The following is a 19295-nucleotide window of genomic DNA, read 5'->3' as shown; positions in this document are numbered from 1 at the left end:
CTTGTTTTATCTAACAATAACTCTAGGGTGAAATGAGAATAATAACCTATGAAAGTTGGTTATAAAGTATTAATGTCGAATACAAATCCTTTGTTAGTCCTAAAAAAGCTCACTTTTTGTCTATAAGCAATTTATATATGACCAGCAAAACTAAAAGTATTACATATTTCCCTAACTTTTACGTCAAACTTATAGGACATAGTTTAATTTCTAGATTGAGGAGAACTTACTTTGATCCAAGTAATTGCAATTACAAATGAAAACAAGCGAATAACAAATCTAACCATAGATGGTGTCACGTTCAGTGAATATAAATGGTGGTGGATTGACTTTAACAACCCTACAGAAGAGGAAATTACAAAACTTGATACCGCTCTTCAATTCCACCGGTTAGCAATCGAAGACTGCATCTATGGTCAACAACGACCTAAGCTGGATTATTATGATGATTATTCTTTGGTTGTTACCCATACTCTTGGTCCGAGGGATTTTGATCAATTTGAGATTAACTTCTTTATAGGAGAAAATTATATTGTCACGTTTCATCAACAAGATTTGATGGAAGTAAATCAAGTTTGGAATACTTTTCTAAAAATCGAGGACATTGCGGATTGGGATGCGTATCGTATACTTTATGAGGTTTTTGATAAGATAGTCGATAATTTTTTCCCTATTATTCATCAGTTAGAGGATCGTATCAATGCTTTAGAACAAAACCCCAAACAGGTTTCCTTACATATTCCATTGGATATGCTTTTTGAACTAAGACATCAACTTCTGAAATTAAGGCATGCCATTCACCCAATTAGGGATTTGCTTTATCGTATCTTAAATTCACATCACCTTGATATTAAAGAACACCGGGAATACTTCATGGATATTTATGACCACTTACTCAAACTTTCGGAAATGGTTGATTCTAATCGCGACATCACAAATGATATTCGAGATAATTTCATTTCATTAAATTCCTATCAACAAAATAAAGTTATTCAAATATTAACCGTGATTACATCCATCTTTGCTCCTCTCACCTTTATTGCTGGAATCTATGGCATGAACTTTACCAATATGCCTGAACTGAGTTGGCGTTATGGCTACTTTGTCATTGTGGCGTTCATGCTAACCGTGAGCATTCTAATGATTCTTTGGTTCAAAAAGAAGGGCTGGTTTAAATGAACGTTGTCTGACAATTGACTAGTATTATAACTTTAGGCATAGATATTCTAAATGAAAAACAGCTATCACTACTTTTGAACGATTTTTTAACTTTCCCAACCCCATTTTTTCATCAAACGCTTATTGTTGAATAAGATTTGATGAATATAAATGGGGAGGAAACTAATATTGAAAAAGTTAGTCATGTTGTTCTTGAGCATTATGCTTTTATTTAGTTTTTCGATTCCGCTTTCTGCTACAGAAGGAAAAGTAAATTCAACCTCAATTCCTGATCCAATTCTCTTTAAAGAAGAAACCCTCCAATCAATTTCCGGTAAAGCGAACAATGGAAATAACGAAACTCCAGGGGAATGGTATATTGGCACGGCCCCTTCCAACCCGGTAGCAAATGCTCCTGTATTACTGTTTGTTCCCGGGCTGAATAATGTTGCACAAGTGTTTTGGGAAGACAATGATATGTATCAAACCGCTGTAAATGCGGGCTACCAAACAGCTTTTGTTCAGTTATACGATGCAGGCGGTGCCTCAGCTGATATGTGGAATAATGGAGTTTTGCTTGCTGACAAAATTAGGGAAATCTCTAACTACTTCGGGAAGCCTATTACGATTGTGGCCTATAGTAAAGGCGGCGTAGATAGTCAAACCGCCTTAACGTATTACGGTGCTTGGCCATATGTACAAAACGTGATTACCCTTTCGAGTCCACATCATGGGTCACAATTAGCTGATTTAGCTTACAGTTCCTCTGCTGGATGGCTTGCAGATTTAATTGGTGCTAAGGGGGATGGAACTTATTCCATGCAAATGGCTTATATGGCAGATTACCGTTCTCAAACAGATGGCCAATCGAGGGCTTATTATAATGATTACTATACATTAGGTGGTACCGGCTGGGGAAGTGCCTTTTCATCTACCTGGTATGGAGGAATGTATTTATCCCAATATGGTTCCAATGATGGCGTTGTAACAACTGTCAGTAGCAGATTACCAGGTGGCCAACAGGTAGCCATTGAGAACTGGAACCACACTTCCATTCGAACTGGAGTCACTTTTCCTGTATATGATAATTATTTGTCAGATAATACTTACTATGGAAATAAGTTGATGAATACAATAGACGAGTCTACTGATAAAATAACTCCTAACCATAATCAATGGGTCGATGGCGGACCATTACATGCTGAGAAAGAAACAGACATTCTAATTACAGTTGAAGATCATGTTCAAGAACTTAGCCTTAATTTGATGACTTCAAGTGATATAGCAGATGTGAAGTTAATTTCACCTTCTGGAAAAGTTATTACGCCAAATATTCAGTCCAAGAAATTGGAAGATGGAATTTTCCTTGGAGCATTAAATACAACGATTTCCGTAAAGAAGCCTCCTGCTGGGAAATGGAAATTGGAACTAACACCAAAAGAGGATGACGCTTATCTATTGGTAGCAAACTATGAAACTCCTAATAAACTACTTCATAGCAATCAATCACCTATTAAGGACTCTGCAAAAATTAACTACCAGGTAATTTCCAATATCGACCTACTTCAGGAAAAAACGCTTAAAGCAACGTATACCGTTGCTCAATCTAGTAATCCTTCCAATAGTAAAACTATACTTGCCAAAGAAAACCTATCAAAAGTTCTTACCTTTGAGCATTCAAAAGAGGTCTACAATATTACGATTGAAGTAGAGGGAATCACGAAAAATGGCAACCCATTTAAACGAACGATCATTGATTCTGTATACATTCCAGAATAATATATTGTACATCTTGGTGCCAAGCTCCTTAATGTAGGGGCCTGGCATCCTTTTTTAATATTCCCTATGGTACTAGGACCTTTGACCGATTATAATGCTAATATGGGGGTGTATTTATGCCAATTCAGCCAAAGTTTCAAATTGGAAGAAAAGAACGTCGATACTTTGCAACCAAAACGTTTACCGACCGCGAATTACCGAGAGAAGTCTTCTTTAATCATTTAAGCAATATTAGTCAACGACCTAGTCACACGGATGAGTACGACGTTATCGTGTACTATGGTGTCGGAGGTATTGGAAAAACTAGTTTACAAAAGCAGCTAAAATTAGAGCTAACAGACTACGACGCCAATGCACTTTATACTTCAATCGATTTTAGGGACACAGCATTTCATTCACCAGCACGGGCACTACTTGAGCTAGTCAGAGAAATAAAATATCAAAAAAAGATTTCGTTTCCTCATTTTGAACTTGCCTATTCTCTTTACTTTTACAAGAGGAACCCGGATACCTCATACAATGAGAAAAAGTTTCGTTTTGCAAACGAACTATCAATCCTTGGGAATATCATTGGGACGTTAGATGGTCTAGGAATTGCTGGCTCTATTACGGGGATTGTTGGAAGAATATACGATTCAGGTAAAAAGTGGAACCTACATAAAGATGTAAAAGAACAACTGGTAGAGTTAGAGAATTGCACGATTCAAGAAATTGAAGAGAGACTCATCGCATTTTTTTCCTATGATTTACTACAAGCAATAGAGAAATACAAGATAAAAAATACTGTAATCTTCATAGATACATTTGAAGCGTTATGGGCAAGTGTGACCAATAAACTCACCATCCATTCAAAAGACAAGTGGGTACGCGAACTGATTGGATCACTACCAAATGTATTATTTGCCATCTGCGGAAGAGAATATTTAGAATGGGAAAAATATGATTCTGATTGGAAAGATATTCTTGATCACCATATTATTGAAAACCTTTCTACTAAGGATGCAGAAAATTTTCTGGTGAATTGTGGAATTGAAGAGAAGGATATTAGAGATAAAATCATCTCCTCTAGTGGTGGACATCCGTACCATCTAGATTTATCTGTAGATACATATTTTGAGATAAAGAACCGCGGAGAAGCAATGGAAGTTAGTAAATTTGGTTCCAATCAGCGGGAAATATTAGATAGATTCCTTCAATATTTGACGGACGAAGAAATCGAGACCCTAAAAGTCATGACGATTCCAAGATATTATACGGAAGAAATATTTAGCTATCTACTTAATGTACATCCAACAGGATATGCAATTACAAGATACCATGATTTTAATAAGTTCTCCTTTATATCAAAAGAACAAGAGAAGCTATTTATTCATGCATTAATGCGACAAGGTATACTAGATTATTCCAATAAAGAGTTGGTAACCAAAGTCCATCAATCACTCGCTAAATATTTTGATGGTCTTGTAATGAAATATTCTACAGCTAGCCTGAATTCTGAAAAAGAAATTCAAGCACTTGAGGAATCCATATTCCACCATCAAGCATATATGGAAAAAGAGCAATTTCTCAATTGGCTTTCCTCAACTTGTTTACAAACACTTAAAAAGCTGCAATTACGTGGAGAAACTAGCTTTCTTCGCCAAGTATTAGAACAGCTATACCAAGAGCACGGAGCAAATTCACTCGGAATCTCCTTAATGCAAATATTAATTGATATGGTTCACTTAAATGGTGAATACGGATCTGCGATAGCAATGATAGAGGAATTATTTGCCAATCAGGATATTCTCGAAATTTTGGCTTCCAAAGAAAAAACTCATCTGGTAATTCGCAAAGTCCATCACCAGATGTTTTCATTGCCTGTTAAGCCATTAATTCATGAGCTATTAAGCTATGAAAACATTTTAAGAGAGAAAAAATGGCATGAGGAATATAATGAATTATTGTTTATGCTTGGTGGTAATTTAGGAGTTTTATCAGGAGATTTAACATTTAGCAGAAAATGGTTAGTAGCATCGATCCGTTATGCCCAGGAAACAGGGATGAACAATTATTTGGTAAGGGCTCTCCGAAAGTATGCGGATATTCTTAAAGTAAATGGACATCATAAATGGGCTATAGATTTTTGTGAGATTGCCATCGATATTGCTCGAAAAGGTGGGTATGAACGATATGAGGCTATTCTAGTTTGTACATTAGCCGATATTTATCGTATGAAAGAGGAGTACACATTAGCTGAGGATTTATTAAATGAAGCAATGAAACTTATTAAAAAGGTAGGAATAAAAGGCTGGGAAGCTCATGTTTACTTATCAAAAGGAGAGACTAATCTCCAGAAAGGTCTCTTGAAAGAAGCAGCCCATTACTTTAACCTGGCAATTGATATTTATCAAACCATCCAACAGGAGTGGGGATTAATTCAAGCAAATATCGGACTAGAACGTTGCCATATTAAAGGTGGAACTGGTTCCGGAGAGCCGATCAGCCTTTGGTCCCAGAAAGCAAAGCATTTAAACTACGAATTGCAAGAAAAACAAGCCGTGCAAACAAGCCTAGGCAATACTGATATTATTTCTTTACCATTTCTATAATAAAATCAAAGGTGCGGGAGCAATTCTAAAATTGCTCCCACACCTTTTTCTTTTAACCAAACTACCCTTGATCTCGCACGTTCATTACAAACATATAACAATGGTATAGGACAATTCACTTCCTTCATAACCTTTAGAAACAAGAGGGAAAGGATTGATAAAATTGGATTTTATTAAGATTGAATGGGTTCTATTTCGAAAAATAAAAGCTCGACACACATCTTCCCAATCCCTCACTCGTCATTCCTATCACAAATACACATCAGCCAATATTCCATATGTACATGTCATTCGAAATAAACATGGGGAGCTACTTTTACATAAAGGCATTGAAGCTTATAACAAGTTACTATTAAATCATCCTATTAAAATTGTTCCGGTATTTATATCCGATTGGGAACAGATTTCTGAGCTTGAATGGACGTTCCAATTGTTTCAGTCTTGCATGGCGGAAAATGTGAAGTACGAATTAAAACACGAATACCTGGCAATTTTATTGAAGGAAACAAAATATGATGTTAAGAAAATTTGTCAACACACTGGTTGTAAGAAACAAGACGTATTCAGTCTTATTTTCAATGAAACAATACCAGAGAAATACATGGATCTAGCAATTAAGCATAATCGTATACATATCGTGAATGAAATCGCTAAAAACCCAGTGTTGCAACATTACAGATCCGTACTATATACAGCCGTTTTTCAAAGAAAGGAACGACTGACATTTGAAAAACTAAAACTCTTCATTACCTACCTAGAGGCTGGATACGAACTTAACATGAACTCCATACTTGCCCTTGAGAATTTTAACCAAATAGTAGATCGTGAGGAAGCCTTAAAATTTTACTGGGATCACTTGCATTTCCCAGATACACAGATTATGGAAGGTGTCTTTTATTATAAAGGAGATAAGAATTCTATGATAAATGTGCGGTTGTAAAAAGGAGTTTGGATAGTCCAAACTCCTTCAATTTCCTCTAAAACAACCTCGGAACAAAGATTATAAATAGAACAACTATAATGCTAGTATCTGCAATAATACTTTTGTTTTCTTTTCTTTTTTGAATGAGAGATAAGACTTTCCCTAATAAAAGAAACCCAATTGCTATATTAGTAAATAATAAATGCCATGTCAGCCCATAGTTCTCATCTGTTCCTAACGTAATCAGAACAGGAACAACTAACAATAACAGTGCAAGTATATAGAGTACTAGACTATATTTACAAAGATTCATCATAACGTCCTTCTTTTCTATACTAGTATATTAGATAATCACCTAAGGAAACTTTAGAGAAACTCCCCTGAATTCCTTTCTTGTTCAGAAAATAGTCAACTGCCTCTTCCCATGTAAGTCCAAGCTCCATTAACCCTTTTGCAATAACGGACAAGTATGCGGAAGATGGCTTCGTAAACAAAACCGAGTTCAACGAATAACTACTTGTAAACGTGAAAATCGGGGATCCATTCTGTTTTCCTAGAAATACAACTCGGTTATACCAGCCATTATGTATATCAACAAACCCATTTTTCTCCACTTCAATAAGATCAATTTGTACTTCCATTCCATTGTTTTCTTGGGAAACAACATCACGGAATTGTTCTTCTGTGATTAGGTACATTCTTCCAATTGTGTTTTCCGTTTCAGATTGCTCGGTTCCAATAAACGCAACTCCGCCTTTCCCCCATTTGGATCCTTCTTTGGAAAAATAGAGGGGATACTTAATATCAATCCGTCCACTCTTTTTGGGAGCAGTTTTATCATGACACCCTCGTTCCAATTGTTCAGAACCTTGCACTATTCCACCATGAATATAAGCCATAAACCGTTTTTCCATTATATTAGAGCCGTAACTTGCGTACCAAACATCCATTTCATATGCTCCTTTCTAGCAGAGTGAATCACCCTAAATCGTCCATCTGATTAATTGTCAAGAACACCGGATGTTCGGGAAGTTCTCTTAAATCTTCTCTTAAGAATTCAGGATATAGCTCTGTTCCTGGAAGTTCCGAAATATCAAACCACTTATAAATTAATACATCGTCTCCTTCCATCCCCGTAAATTGACTCTCGCCACAATAGATGGTGTGAGAATCTTGTAATCTTACTAAATAATAATCTGCTACCTCATGAAATTTCTTATCTTCAAATGGAAAGAAGTTTTCCGTATGCCACAGCAACCTTTCCACGACTACATCGACACCTATCTCTTCTTTTAGTTCGCGAACCGCCGTCTCAGAGCTACTTTCAAACATCGACACCCTTCCACCTGGCAGCGCCCAAAAGGTGTCATGCTCCTTTTTGTGCAACAAAACTCGGTCACCATCAACCAAAATAACCCCTGCCCGAAAATTAAATATGCCATTCCCAATAGGTACCGAAATATCCAATTTATATTCCCCCGTTAAGTTTTTTTGAATTCTAACTAGAAAAGTATGGTAACAAATAGTTTAGCACAACATAGAATATCCATTTTCATGTATAATCTAAAAGTACCATTTTTTTCATTTTTTTCAAAGAAGGTGTATTGATATGGGAAAACAGCATAAAAAGGAATCTATCGGAAGTATTATTACACGTTACATTATGATGCTCATTGGGGCAACACTAGCAGCAGTTGCACTTGAACTTTTCTTAATACCAAATACCATTATTGATGGTGGAATCATTGGTGTATCCTTACTTACTAACAATCTTACAGGACTGAATTTTGGTATCCTAATTTTCATCTTCAACATTCCGTTTTTAATTGCAGGGTACAAATTTATAGGAAAAAGCTTTGTATTGGCATCGCTTTTCAGTATAGTCGCCCTAGCTCTTATTGAACCAACTCTTCATACTATCTTACCTGCTACAGATGAGCCATTATTAGCTACAGTTTTTGGCGGATTAATTCTAGGAATTGGGGTAGGTATCGTCATACGTAATGGTGGTGCATTAGATGGTACAGAAATCTTAGGAATTCTTTTATCTCGAAAATTGCCCTTCTCCGTGGGTGAATTCGTTATGTTCATTAACATCTTTATTTTCGCGTGGGCGGGATTTGTGCTAGGCTGGGAACAGGCCATGTTATCCATCATCACCTATTTCATTGCATCTAAAGCAATCGACTTTGTTGGACAAGGATTAACCGGTGATACAAAAGCAGCCCTTATCGTTACAGATGAATATGATGAAGTTGGCGAAGCGATTCAGCATAGGCTTGGACGAATGATTACAAACCTATACGGAAAAGGTGGCTATGAAGAAAAGGACAAAGAAGTTATCTTTGTTGTTCTAACTCGTTTAGAAATTGCAAAATTAAAGTCCATTGTCCACGAAACTGATCCAAAAGCATTTATAACCATAGTCGATGCGCAAGAGGCACATGGTGGGAAATTTAAAAAGGCGATCCATTAAGATAACAGCTCCGATTTTGGAGCTGTTATCTTTTTTTGAACTAACGTATTTAATTGAACTTGAAGCAGAACTAGATGAAAGGTTAGTAAGAAATAAAACACCCCTTAGACTTGGACATAAGCCAACAAAACAGAATATAGAGTGGTCCGAAAAGGATTTAACAAACTCCATGAAAAAATATCGTTTATATTCTTTGCCAGGGGAAATTAAACGAATTACATGAGAATTAATAATACAACTATCAATGCAAAAGAAGTAGCAAAAATGGTTAAGGAACAATTTGGATTATAAAGAAATCAATCCATTTCTTCTTTTATTCCCTTCATTAGTTCCTTAATCTCCTTCTCCCTTTCCTGTGTTTTTTCCACATTTATGGTTAACTCCTTTATTTCCTTTCCCACTATGATAAGATCAACCCAAACATCCCGGGCTAATTTAGTATCAATGTCACTTGTATTCACTACAAATTCTGACTCCAATTCTTCCACTAAAATGACCGCCAACTCCCCATTCTCCATACGATCGACCATGCCTGTCACGCTAATAAAATCTATAGACTTCCCTTCCTTTTCAAGTGAAATTTTTTCAGCAAAGATTGTAACTAAGCCATTACAAACCAATAAAAAGAATAAAAAGAAAATCAATATGTTTCTAATGTACATGACTTCCCCTGTCCTCTCCCCTTTTTTGACTAAGTATGGCAATATTCTAATCTCATGTCATCTTTACAAAATGGATTTTTACTAGTAGAAATTGGGTAGAAATCAGATGATCAATATTAACAAATTTGTATTTACTTATCAATTTGCTATAAAAAATAGAATTTCGATTAAAAATAACCAAATTGAGTTCTAGCACATCGTCTAAACCTCTCTAATTGATTGATCATATAGATATCTTCTTGCTATTTTGATACGATTAGTAAGGAAATTATTTAACTACTAATGGGGGAATACAATGTATAAAAGACTCATACTACCCATGTTTATGGCCATTTTCTTAGTTGCATGCGGCCAAGGAGTGGAACAGGAAAGAAGTGATCATTTAGCGAATGAGGTAGAGAAAAAGGAATCGGTAGTATCGCTTGAAGAGGAAAACGCTGAAAATACAACGGAAGAACAAAGCAAATCCGCTAACGAAGAAACCTCACAAGAAACGAAGCAAGATACTACCAAACAAGTAGAAAATCTTGGAGAACTTCAAGTTCACTATATTGATGTAGGGCAAGCAGATGCTACCTTACTTCAATATGAGGAACATAATATTCTATTTGATGCTGGTGATTGGCGTGGAGATGAAGTTGTGAATTATCTTCAATCACAAGGAGTAACAAGTCTAGATTTAGTCATCGGCAGTCATCCAGATGCAGACCATATTGGACAGTTAGCAGATGTTATTAACGAGTTTTCCGTTACGGAAGTTTGGCTTTCGGGTAATGAAAGTACATCTAACACATTCCAACGTGCTTTAGAGGCTGTTCTAACGAGTGGAGCAAACTATCACGAACCAAGAACTGGTGAAGAATACGATATTGGACCTATGAATGTTAAAGTGTTGTATCCAAACTCCATCACCGGTGCTTCCAATGAAGAATCCATCTCGCTACTTTTCACATACGGAGAGGTAACATTCCTATTTACCGGAGATGCTGATCAACGTGCAGAGAATTGGATGATGAATTCCGGTCTCAGTGTCGATGCAGACATTCTTCAATTAGGACACCATGGATCTAGTACGTCCAGTAATCAAGCCTTTGTAGAAGCAGTTAGTCCAGAAGTTGCTATCTACAGTGCCGGTTCAGAAAATAGTTATGGACACCCACATCTAGAAGTTGTTTCTCTAATACAGAATCTTGGGATTCAATTATATGGTACCGATGTTCATGGCACGATTATTGTTAGAACGGATGGTAAAGACTATTCTATAAAAACTAGAAAAGATGGTACAGTAACACCAAAAAGTACAGCATCTAATAATTCAGGTTCCAATCAAAATTCAAGTTCTAATGCCGACACATCGAATAACCAATCGAATGGTAGCTGTATCAATATTAATACCGCTTCTTTGGAAGAAGTACAGAGAATTAAACATATTGGCCCTGAACGGGCACAGGATTTAATCGACTTACGACCATTTAGCTCTGTAGAAGATTTGGACCGTATCAATGGAATTGGACCAGCTAGAATAAAAGATATTGTTGCAGAAGGTGTTGCATGTGTTAATTAATTGTTCGGAGGGATAACCATGAGAGGTGTACTAGACAGGTTTGAAGGCAATCAAGCAGTGATTTTAATTGAGGAAGATAAAGCGGAACTCGTTGTTTTAAAAGAAGAACTACCTGAGGGAAGTAAGATTAACACAGTATTTAAAATAGCAAACGAAAATGGCGATTATCAAATCCTAGCCATTGACCAGGAAGCCGAAAAAGAAGCAAAAGAAACTACTGCAGATTTACTTGCTAAACTTAGGGCAAATAGTAATGGAAGTAAATTTAAGAAAAGCTAATGGAAATGTCAGACAGCCAATACAGGTAGTCTGGCATTTTTATAATAGTTATTACATTCTTTTCTGACTATTGCGATAGTATGTTATAATCTTCTTAGTGGAAATTTTAAGGAGGTAATACATATGGATCTAGGATTAAAAGGCAAATCAGTAATCGTCATGGCTGCGAGTAAAGGCCTAGGTAAAGCAACAGCATCTCAGTTTGCTCAAGAAGGTGCCCATGTTGTTGTTTCTAGCCGTAATGAAGAGGATTTAAGAGCGGTAGTTGCGGAAATTCAAGAAAGCACATCAAACCATAATGTGACGTATAAAACCTGTGATGTAACCAACCCAAATGACATAAAAGGCCTCGTTCAATTTGCTGCTGATAAACACGGAACCGTCGATGTTCTTGTCAACAATGCAGGTGGACCTCCAGCTGGTGGATTCGAAAACTTCGATGATGTAGCATGGCAAAATGCTTTTGAACTTAATTTACTTAGCTTTGTCAGGGCAATCCGCGAAGTCCTACCATATATGCAGAATCAACAACGCGGACACATCATTAACTTTACATCATCATCAATCAAACAAACCTTAGATAATCTTATTTTATCCAATACATTTCGTGCAGGTGTAGTCGGTCTAGCAAAGAGTCTTTCCCAAGAGCTCGCGAAAGATAATATTCTAATCAATACAATAGGGCCAGGAAGAATTGCCACCGAACGGGTTGCACACCTTGATAAGATACGCGCAGATAAGTTAGGTGTCTCTTATGAAGAAATAAAAACCTCCACAGAAGCAAGTATTCCAATGCGACGCTACGGTAAACCTGAGGAATTTGCTAAACAGGCAGTTTTTCTTTGCTCCTCTGCCAATACATATGTAACTGGACAGACATTATTGGTTGATGGTGGGCTTGTGAAAGCATTATAGAAGCAGATTTCAGTCAAATATTGCGGAATAAGGGAATTAATTCTCCCTTATCCCGCTAAAGTTTTAATAACTTAATCCTTCAAAGGAAGTGGAAAATGGAAGTGAAAAAAAGAACTCCATCAAGGGAGTTGCAAATTTTGGAAATTCTATATCTTCGAGGCAACTTATCTGAAGAAGTTAGGCAGCACTATTTCAACTTAAAAAAAGGGTATGAAGGAGAGTTATTATTTGATAGGATCCTAGATAATCAACTACAAAACGATTGTCTCATCATAAAAGATTTACTTCTTAAGATGAATAACACCACCTTTCAAATTGATACCCTAATCATTTTTCAAGAATTTATAAAATTATTTGAGGTGAAAAATTTTGAGGGGGAATACACTTATGATAATGACAACTTTTATAAGTACCCAAAATACAAAATAACAAACCCAGAACACCAATTAGATCGCGCAGAAACATTATTACGGCAACTACTCAGCAATCACGGTCTCCATCATGCAATAAAATCTTCTATAGTGTTTGTCAATCCTGAATTCACTTTGTACAATGCCCCTGCAACTAAACCCTTCGTCCTCCCTAGTCAAATTAACACCTTAGTCAAAAAGTTAAATACCAATCAATCTAAATTGACGAATCTGAGCAAATTAATCGCAGACAAGCTCATCTCACTCCACCAGAAAGACTCTCCTTACTCTAAATTACCAACCTATTCATTTAGTCAATTAAAAAAGGGAATTAACTGCAAAAGTTGTCATTCAATTTCCATAAGCGTGCAGGGTCATTACTGTTATTGCAATACTTGTGGAAAAAGAGAAAAATTAGCTGATGCCGTTATACGAAGTACCAGAGAATTAATTCTATTATTCCCTAAAGAAAAAATAACAACAAGTATGGTACATGAGTGGTGCGAATGCATTTCTTCAACACAAAGAGTACAGAGAATACTTATGAAAAAGTTCAAATTTATAAGTAATAAACGCTGGTCTTATTTTGAATACAGTGGGTCTGGGCCTGGTAAGTGATAGCTTACCAGGTCTTTTTATGTGATTAATCTATTAGCAGGGTTAACTAATCAGCAATAATGCCTTTATTATTATAAAAATGTAGATTACTGGTCTTCTATTTTGCATTTCATCCTGCTTTCTTCTCTGAAATGAAGATTAGGACCTTTCTATTCTGCATTTCAACCTGCTTTCTTCTCTGAAATGAAGATTAGAACCCTTTTATTCTGCATTTCATCCTGCTTTCTTCTCTGAAATGAAGATTAGAACCCTTTTATTCTGCATTTCATCCTGCTTTCTTCTCTGAAATGAAGATTAGAACCCTCCTATTCTTCATTTCATCCTGCTTTCTTCTCTGAAATGAAGATTAAAACCCTCCTATTCTTCATTTCATCCTGCTTTCTTCTCTGAAATGAAGATTAGAACCCTTCTATTCTGCATTTCAACCTGCTTTCTTTTCTGAAATGAAGATTAGAACCCTTCTATTCTGCATTTCAACCATCTTCCTCTCTGGAACAATAATTTCAGCCCTCCAGTCATCATACTCAACAAAAAAAAGGCCATCTGGCCCTTTTCAAAACAGCTACACACCCAATCTAACCCCTATCCTCCCTGCTATCTCCTTTCCAATCTCAAGACTTGCCGTTGCTGCTGGGGAAGGGGCATTGCATACATGAACACTATTCCGTCCATTAATAATAAAGAAATCATCGAATAGCTCCCCGTTACTTCCCAATGCTTGTGCGCGGACACCTGCTGGTGCTGGCATCAAATCATCCTCATCAATACTAGGAATAAGTTGCCTTATGTTTTCCGTAAATCGCTTCTTACTGAAGGAACGACTCATTTCATCAAGTCCTTCTTTTGCATATGTAAATCCAAGTTTCCAAAATCCGGGATAAGATATAATTTCACTAAAATCCTTCCAATTAAATGATGTCTTCCAATATGCTTCTCGTTTAAATCCGGGAACCGCATTTGGTCCTACTTCTACCTTCCCATCTATCATTCTAGTTGCATGTACACCTAGAAAAGGAAAATTAGGATTAGGAACCGGATAAATCAAGTTATTCACAAGATGCCGCTTTTCCGGACGCAATTCATAGTACTCTCCACGGAATGGGAAAATTTTAACATCAACATGATAGCCTGCCATTCTCGCAATCCGATCACTATGTAATCCCGCACAATTCACCAGAAATTTCGTTGTGTATGTTTTATCTTTGGTATCCACAATGACAGCATTCTCACGTTCATCCACCTCGGTAACCTCTGAATCCGTAAGAATGGTTCCACCCTTTGAACGAATTTTCCATGCCATGACACTTGAAACAGTCTTATAATCAACTATTCCAGTTGATGGTAAATAAATAGCTTCCACCCCATTAACAAAAGGTTCCTTTTCCATCAATTCTTCCCGAGATAACCATGTTGCCTTCAGTCCATTCTGATATGCCCGCGTAAATAACTTTTCTAACTTCGGTATCTCTCCCTCATTTGTTGCAACAATCACTTTTCCACATATATCATGGGAAATCTCATGTTCTTCACAGAATCTTCGCATGCTCTCATTGCCTGCTTTAGCGAATCGTGCTTTGTAGCTCCCAGGTTTATAATAAATTCCAGAATGAATGACCCCACTATTATGTCCAGTCTGATGTTGCGCTATATCTTCCTCTTTTTCTAAAATGGCAAGCTTTACCCCTGGTTGCCTTTCCAATAATGTCATTCCAACTGATAATCCAACGATTCCCCCGCCAATAATTAAAAAATCATACATTAGAAGCCCTCCTAACATGTATCAAATAAACCCAATCAATTGCCACCATGTCAGGGCAACGATAATAGTGGCAATCACCGTTACCAAGGTCGCAAGAATTCCCGGAACTAAAAAGTCTCGTTGACCTATAAAGCCCGTACTGTGCACTAATAAATTTGGCATTGTTTCTACCACTAACAAGAACCCATATAAACTAGTTACTCCGGCAATAAACGCTAGTGGCAATGGATCAACCCCAGCATTATCCGCTACACTAATCATAACTGGAATCAATGTTACAACTGCAGCAGATACATTTGATAGTAGTTTATGGAAAATTTGCGTTAGAATGATTACTAAAATCGCTGCGAGTATCGGGTTCTGTATACTCTCTAAGAACCAATCAACACTTAGATAATCCCCTATTCGGTCTACTGCACCTGAATCGATTAGCCCATACCCCATTGACAATGTCACACTGATTAGTAGAACCGTATTAAAATTGATTTTGACAACACTTTCCCATTTCGCAAAGCCAATACCTGGTAGTGTCATGATAAGTGCGCCAATCAATGCAGGAACACTTGGGTGCATACCATGATATGGCTCGGTAATCCACAGCCCTACAATAGCAAGTAAAATTAATAGACAGCGAATCTCCTTGGTACTAACTGATCCTAATTCCTTCATTTTCTTATCCATTTCACCCTTGATATGTGGAAAACTCTTTTGTTCCTCTTTCAATGGATAATATTTATATAAAAGAAGCCAAATTGCTGGAATCAAAATTAACCATAATGGAAATGTATATAGGAACCATTCAAAATATGTAATATTAATACCTGCATAGCGATTCAATAATTCTACTGTTAAAATATTCCCAACTGCAGCTGGTAAAATCGCTGTACCACTGATGTTCCCGCCAAATGCAACACCCACCATAATCATTTTTCGCAGATTACTACCAGATTTTGCACCTACTGTTTTAACAATTAAGGATGAAATCGGTAAAACTAATGTCGTGCGAACTGCAGTAGAGGGGATAAAGAGTGCTTGAATCTGTTGAACGATGATAACACTTCCAAGTAGCCCCTTAGCAGTTGCACCCCATTTTCTCACAATAAAATAGCTGATACGCTTCACTAATGCTGTTTCATTTACAGCTTGAGCAATCATCATTCCTCCAACGACTAGGTGTGTTGCGGGAGATGCAAATCCACTGTAAATAATTGATGTGTCAAATATATTGAAAGTTAGCATGAGTACTAAAATAAGTAAGGCAGTTAGTCCAATTGGAATGGGTTCAAGTGCCCAAAGGATAACACCAAAGGTTACAATTGCTGTCATTAATTTTGCTTCATAGGAAAAGGTATCTGGTAATCCATACAAAAGTAATAAAAACACGACAGCTGCCACAAGAAAGCTAATGAACTTTTTCATTTTCTCTTGGTCCATGGGTAAAGAACGATGAATCTCTGATTCTTTCATTGTTGTCTCTACTCCTTATTAAGTCAAACCATGATAATAAAAAGGGAAGAGGCTGGGAAATAACTAAAAGATTAAGTTTAAAAAAACCTGAACATTCCGTTGCTGGGCCATGTACTTATCATATTAGTTCGGGTTTTCTTTAACTAAATCTCTTTTGTCCCAACCTCATCCTACTTTCTCTTTCCTGACTAAAAATCAGTTTGCAATCTTATCTTGTTCAATAGTATTTTTGTTTCTCTTTTTTGCCAATACTTGGATGATCAATACAATAGCTAATAGGCCAATCCCTATTCCATCTGTGATAGTTCCAGGGATTACTAGTGTGATAGCACTTGCCATGGAAATAATTCTAATTAGCCAAGCCATATCAGCAAATAAGTATCCTTCTAAACCAGCTCCAAGTGCAATTATTCCAATTGCAGCTGTAATTGCTATCCATATAATATCTCCTGTACTTGCATTTTGCATTAATAGTTCAGGTGAGTAAACGAAAATATATGGTACCAACACCCCTGCTGCAGCAAGTTTGAGAGATATAAAGCCGGTTCGATTTGGATTTCCCCCTGAAATTCCAGCACCCGCAAAAGCAGCTAAAGCTACTGGTGGTGTTAAGTTTGCAAGAATTCCAAAGTAGAATACGAACATATGGGAAACAAACGGTTCAATTCCAAACTGTACTAACGCTGGTGCAGCCATTGAAGAAGTAATAATATACGTCGGAATAGAAGGAAGTCCCATACCTAAAATAATAGAAGCGATCATGGTAAAGAATAGTGTCAAGATTAACGTATCCTGACCCAATACTAGAATTGCTGTTGTCATCTTTAAACCAAAACCTGTTAGAGATGCAACCCCAACAATAATCCCAACCATTGCACAGGCCATTGCCACCCCAACGGCACTTCTCGTTCCATCTTCCAGTGCTTGGATAACCCCTTTAAGACTCAAGCGAGTTTTTCTCCTTAACATGGCAACAACAACCGTAGAAATGATTGCCCATGCAGCAGCATAAATAGGTGTAAACCCACCAAATAACATATAAATTAACACTACTAAAGGAATAAGCAAGTGTCCTCTTTCCTTTAATACATCGATGATACGGGGCAGTTCTTCACGCGACAGGCCTTTTAATCCACGCTTCTTTGCCCGTAGGTGGACAACCGTAATAACACCCATATAATAAAGAATACCTGGAAGAATTGCTGCTATCGCAATATCCTTATAAGGCATCCCCAGGGTCTCAGCCATGATAAACGCTGTCGCCCCCATAACAGGAGGTAAAATTTGACCACCAACAGAAGCCGCGGCTTCAACTGCACCAGAAAAGTTCTTAGAATAACCGGTTCTCTTCATTAATGGAATAGTAAACGAACCAGTGGTTACCACGTTAGCAATAGCTGATCCATTAATTGAACCAAGAAATCCACTAGATAGAACAGCAACTTTTGCAGGTCCACCAGCTGTATGCCCAGAAATAGCTAGTGCCGAATCATTAAAAAGTTGACCAAGCCCGGTCCGATTTAAGAACGAACCAAACAGTACAAATAAGAAAATATAGGTAGCTGATACCCCAATTGCGGTACCAAATATTCCTTCTGTAGTTAAATACATATATGTCGTAATATCTTCAATCGAATACCCTCGGTGAGCAATAATCCGAGGAAGATAAGGACCAAAGTATGCATAGAGCAGGAAAAGTGAACTTAAAATGGTTAAACCCATTCCAACGACACGACGTCCTCCTTCAAGCACAAGGATTACGATTAGCAAACTAAATACAAAATCATTCGTATTCGGTAAGCCCGCCCTGTTTACAATTCCCATATAGTCAATGAAAATATAGGCGATCGTCGAAAGTGCCATGATAGCAAGCATAAAGTCAATGGCAGATGCCCGATTCTGAGGTGCTTTTTTACGAGATGGATAAAGTAAGAAAACGAGAACTAATATTACACCAGTATGTAGTGCACGATGTTTCAAGGTAACTAAAGGTCCTGCAAATGATGTGTACAAATGAAAAAGTGCTAATCCAACGGCAAAGAATGTCACAAGTCGAACCATCCATGGAATATTAAAATTACGGAATCTGGACTCAGCATCAAATTTTTCAAGGAGCTTCTTTTGCTCATCAACAGACAATTCTTCTACTGGTTTTACAGCTTCACTCATTTGGTCCACCCCTCCCTGCTATGAGAATAATGTAATGTAAGCCATTCAAATAAGTTTAATTCTTCATAATGAATTTGAACATGATTATAATCTGGAACATATTTTTTTAGAGGATATTGCGTAGTACCATCTTCAATGTAATACTGTGAAATTGGTACATAATAAAGTGAATAATAAGGTATTTCTCGTATTATTCCAGTAACTCGAATAAATCCATCCTTAAGAATCTTAACCTTTCCATCCGTATCAGGCGTTCCAGCACCATAGGATTTATAGGTAGTAGATTCCAAGGTTAACTTGTGATCATCCAATATTTCATAAGTTTCTTTCCATGGCGTCAATTCTACAGAATGACGCCAACCAACTGTAACCGTATTACTTTGCCAACTAAAAAAGTGATACGGTTTCCCTTCAAGGTTGGTTATTAATATTCCAGATTGCACTGGAATCAAGAAGATTCCAGTTGCAATCAAAATTACAATCACCATGATGATTACTTTTCTACGCATGTATATTCCTTCTTACA

The 19295-nt window shown here is 37.0% G+C and carries 17 protein-coding genes and 1 pseudogene; 10 read left to right on the top strand and 8 right to left on the bottom strand.

What is annotated here, in order from left to right:
* Positions 1 to 231: 231 nt before the first annotated feature.
* From corA to TY11_RS13115, 4 genes are all read left to right on the top strand, one after another.
* The gene (gene corA, locus TY11_RS13130) at positions 232 to 1179 is read left to right on the top strand and encodes a magnesium/cobalt transporter CorA (RefSeq protein ID WP_042146872.1); all 948 of its coding nucleotides are present in this window, start codon (positions 232 to 234) and stop codon (positions 1177 to 1179) included.
* 168 nt (positions 1180 to 1347) lie between these two features.
* Entirely contained in the window at positions 1348 to 2937 is a 1590-nt protein-coding gene (locus TY11_RS13125) for a hypothetical protein (RefSeq protein WP_231495821.1), read from the top strand.
* Between the two features lie 116 nt (positions 2938 to 3053).
* Positions 3054 to 5528, top strand: a complete 2475-nt coding sequence (locus tag TY11_RS13120) for a tetratricopeptide repeat protein (protein ID WP_042146868.1) — start codon at positions 3054 to 3056, stop codon at positions 5526 to 5528.
* Positions 5529 to 5682: 154 nt separating this feature from the next.
* Positions 5683 to 6468 carry a hypothetical protein gene (locus TY11_RS13115; RefSeq protein WP_042146866.1) on the top strand — a complete coding sequence of 262 codons (786 nt, stop codon included), beginning with the start codon at positions 5683 to 5685 and terminating at the stop codon, positions 6466 to 6468.
* Positions 6469 to 6505: 37 nt separating this feature from the next.
* Here TY11_RS13115 and TY11_RS13110 read toward each other — a convergent pair whose 3' ends face one another.
* The 3 genes from TY11_RS13110 to TY11_RS13100 are packed head-to-tail and all read right to left on the bottom strand — an operon-like array spanning position 6506 to position 7917.
* Positions 6506 to 6763, bottom strand: coding sequence for a hypothetical protein (locus tag TY11_RS13110; protein WP_042146864.1), 258 nt, complete (start codon positions 6761 to 6763; stop codon positions 6506 to 6508).
* A 22-nt stretch (positions 6764 to 6785) separates the two neighbouring features.
* Positions 6786 to 7400: a hypothetical protein gene (locus TY11_RS13105; protein WP_042146862.1), complete on the bottom strand. Its 615-nt coding sequence runs from the start codon at positions 7398 to 7400 to the stop codon at positions 6786 to 6788.
* A 28-nt stretch (positions 7401 to 7428) separates the two neighbouring features.
* On the bottom strand, positions 7429 to 7917 hold the full coding sequence (locus tag TY11_RS13100) for an NUDIX hydrolase (RefSeq protein WP_052345831.1): 489 nt from the start codon (positions 7915 to 7917) through the stop codon (positions 7429 to 7431).
* Between the two features lie 142 nt (positions 7918 to 8059).
* On the opposite strand from TY11_RS13100, the gene TY11_RS13095 reads away from it, so the two are divergent.
* Together TY11_RS13095 and TY11_RS13090 are read left to right on the top strand one after the other, a co-directional pair.
* Positions 8060 to 8926 carry a YitT family protein gene (locus TY11_RS13095; protein WP_042146859.1) on the top strand — a complete coding sequence of 289 codons (867 nt, stop codon included), beginning with the start codon at positions 8060 to 8062 and terminating at the stop codon, positions 8924 to 8926.
* A gap of 46 nt (positions 8927 to 8972) precedes the next feature.
* Positions 8973 to 9217 (top strand): annotated as a pseudogene (locus TY11_RS13090) (shikimate kinase); the annotation flags it as partial.
* A gap of 5 nt (positions 9218 to 9222) precedes the next feature.
* Here TY11_RS13090 and TY11_RS13085 read toward each other — a convergent pair.
* Positions 9223 to 9588, bottom strand: coding sequence for a DUF3006 family protein (locus TY11_RS13085; RefSeq protein ID WP_042146857.1), 366 nt, complete (start codon positions 9586 to 9588; stop codon positions 9223 to 9225).
* A gap of 295 nt (positions 9589 to 9883) precedes the next feature.
* On the opposite strand from TY11_RS13085, the gene TY11_RS13080 reads away from it, so the two are divergent.
* From TY11_RS13080 to TY11_RS13065, 4 genes are all read left to right on the top strand, one after another.
* Positions 9884 to 11152 (top strand): MBL fold metallo-hydrolase, encoded by a 1269-nt coding sequence (locus tag TY11_RS13080; RefSeq protein WP_042146855.1) that lies wholly within the window; start codon positions 9884 to 9886, stop codon positions 11150 to 11152.
* An 18-nt stretch (positions 11153 to 11170) separates the two neighbouring features.
* A complete protein-coding gene (locus TY11_RS13075) occupies positions 11171 to 11431 on the top strand; it encodes a DUF3006 domain-containing protein (RefSeq protein WP_042146853.1) in 261 nt (86 codons plus the stop codon).
* A gap of 123 nt (positions 11432 to 11554) precedes the next feature.
* Entirely contained in the window at positions 11555 to 12346 is a 792-nt protein-coding gene (locus TY11_RS13070; protein ID WP_042146851.1) for an SDR family oxidoreductase, read from the top strand.
* Positions 12347 to 12441: 95 nt separating this feature from the next.
* Complete coding sequence (locus TY11_RS13065; protein WP_042146849.1) at positions 12442 to 13374, top strand: nuclease-related domain-containing protein; 933 nt, start codon at positions 12442 to 12444, stop codon at positions 13372 to 13374.
* A gap of 562 nt (positions 13375 to 13936) precedes the next feature.
* Here the strand turns inward: TY11_RS13065 and lhgO are convergent.
* The 4 genes from lhgO to TY11_RS19880 all read right to left on the bottom strand — a co-directional run bounded on the left by lhgO (position 13937) and on the right by TY11_RS19880 (position 19278).
* Entirely contained in the window at positions 13937 to 15133 is a 1197-nt protein-coding gene (gene lhgO / locus TY11_RS13060; RefSeq protein ID WP_042146847.1) for an L-2-hydroxyglutarate oxidase, read from the bottom strand.
* A 21-nt stretch (positions 15134 to 15154) separates the two neighbouring features.
* Positions 15155 to 16600 (bottom strand): SLC13 family permease, encoded by a 1446-nt coding sequence (locus TY11_RS13055; RefSeq protein ID WP_231495820.1) that lies wholly within the window; start codon positions 16598 to 16600, stop codon positions 15155 to 15157.
* 195 nt (positions 16601 to 16795) lie between these two features.
* Positions 16796 to 18769, bottom strand: coding sequence for a TRAP transporter permease (locus TY11_RS13050; RefSeq protein ID WP_042146845.1), 1974 nt, complete (start codon positions 18767 to 18769; stop codon positions 16796 to 16798).
* On the bottom strand, positions 18766 to 19278 hold the full coding sequence (locus TY11_RS19880) for a DUF1850 domain-containing protein (RefSeq protein WP_052345829.1): 513 nt from the start codon (positions 19276 to 19278) through the stop codon (positions 18766 to 18768). Before TY11_RS19880 ends, TY11_RS13050 begins: the two co-directional genes overlap by 4 nt.
* Between the last annotated feature and the right edge of the window lie 17 nt (positions 19279 to 19295).

The organism is Paucisalibacillus algeriensis, from assembly GCF_000577245.1.
Classification (GTDB): Bacteria; Bacillota; Bacilli; order Bacillales; family Amphibacillaceae; genus Ornithinibacillus.
Note: the sequence above shows the minus strand (reverse complement) of the source record. Positions and strands in the feature narration are given on the sequence as shown.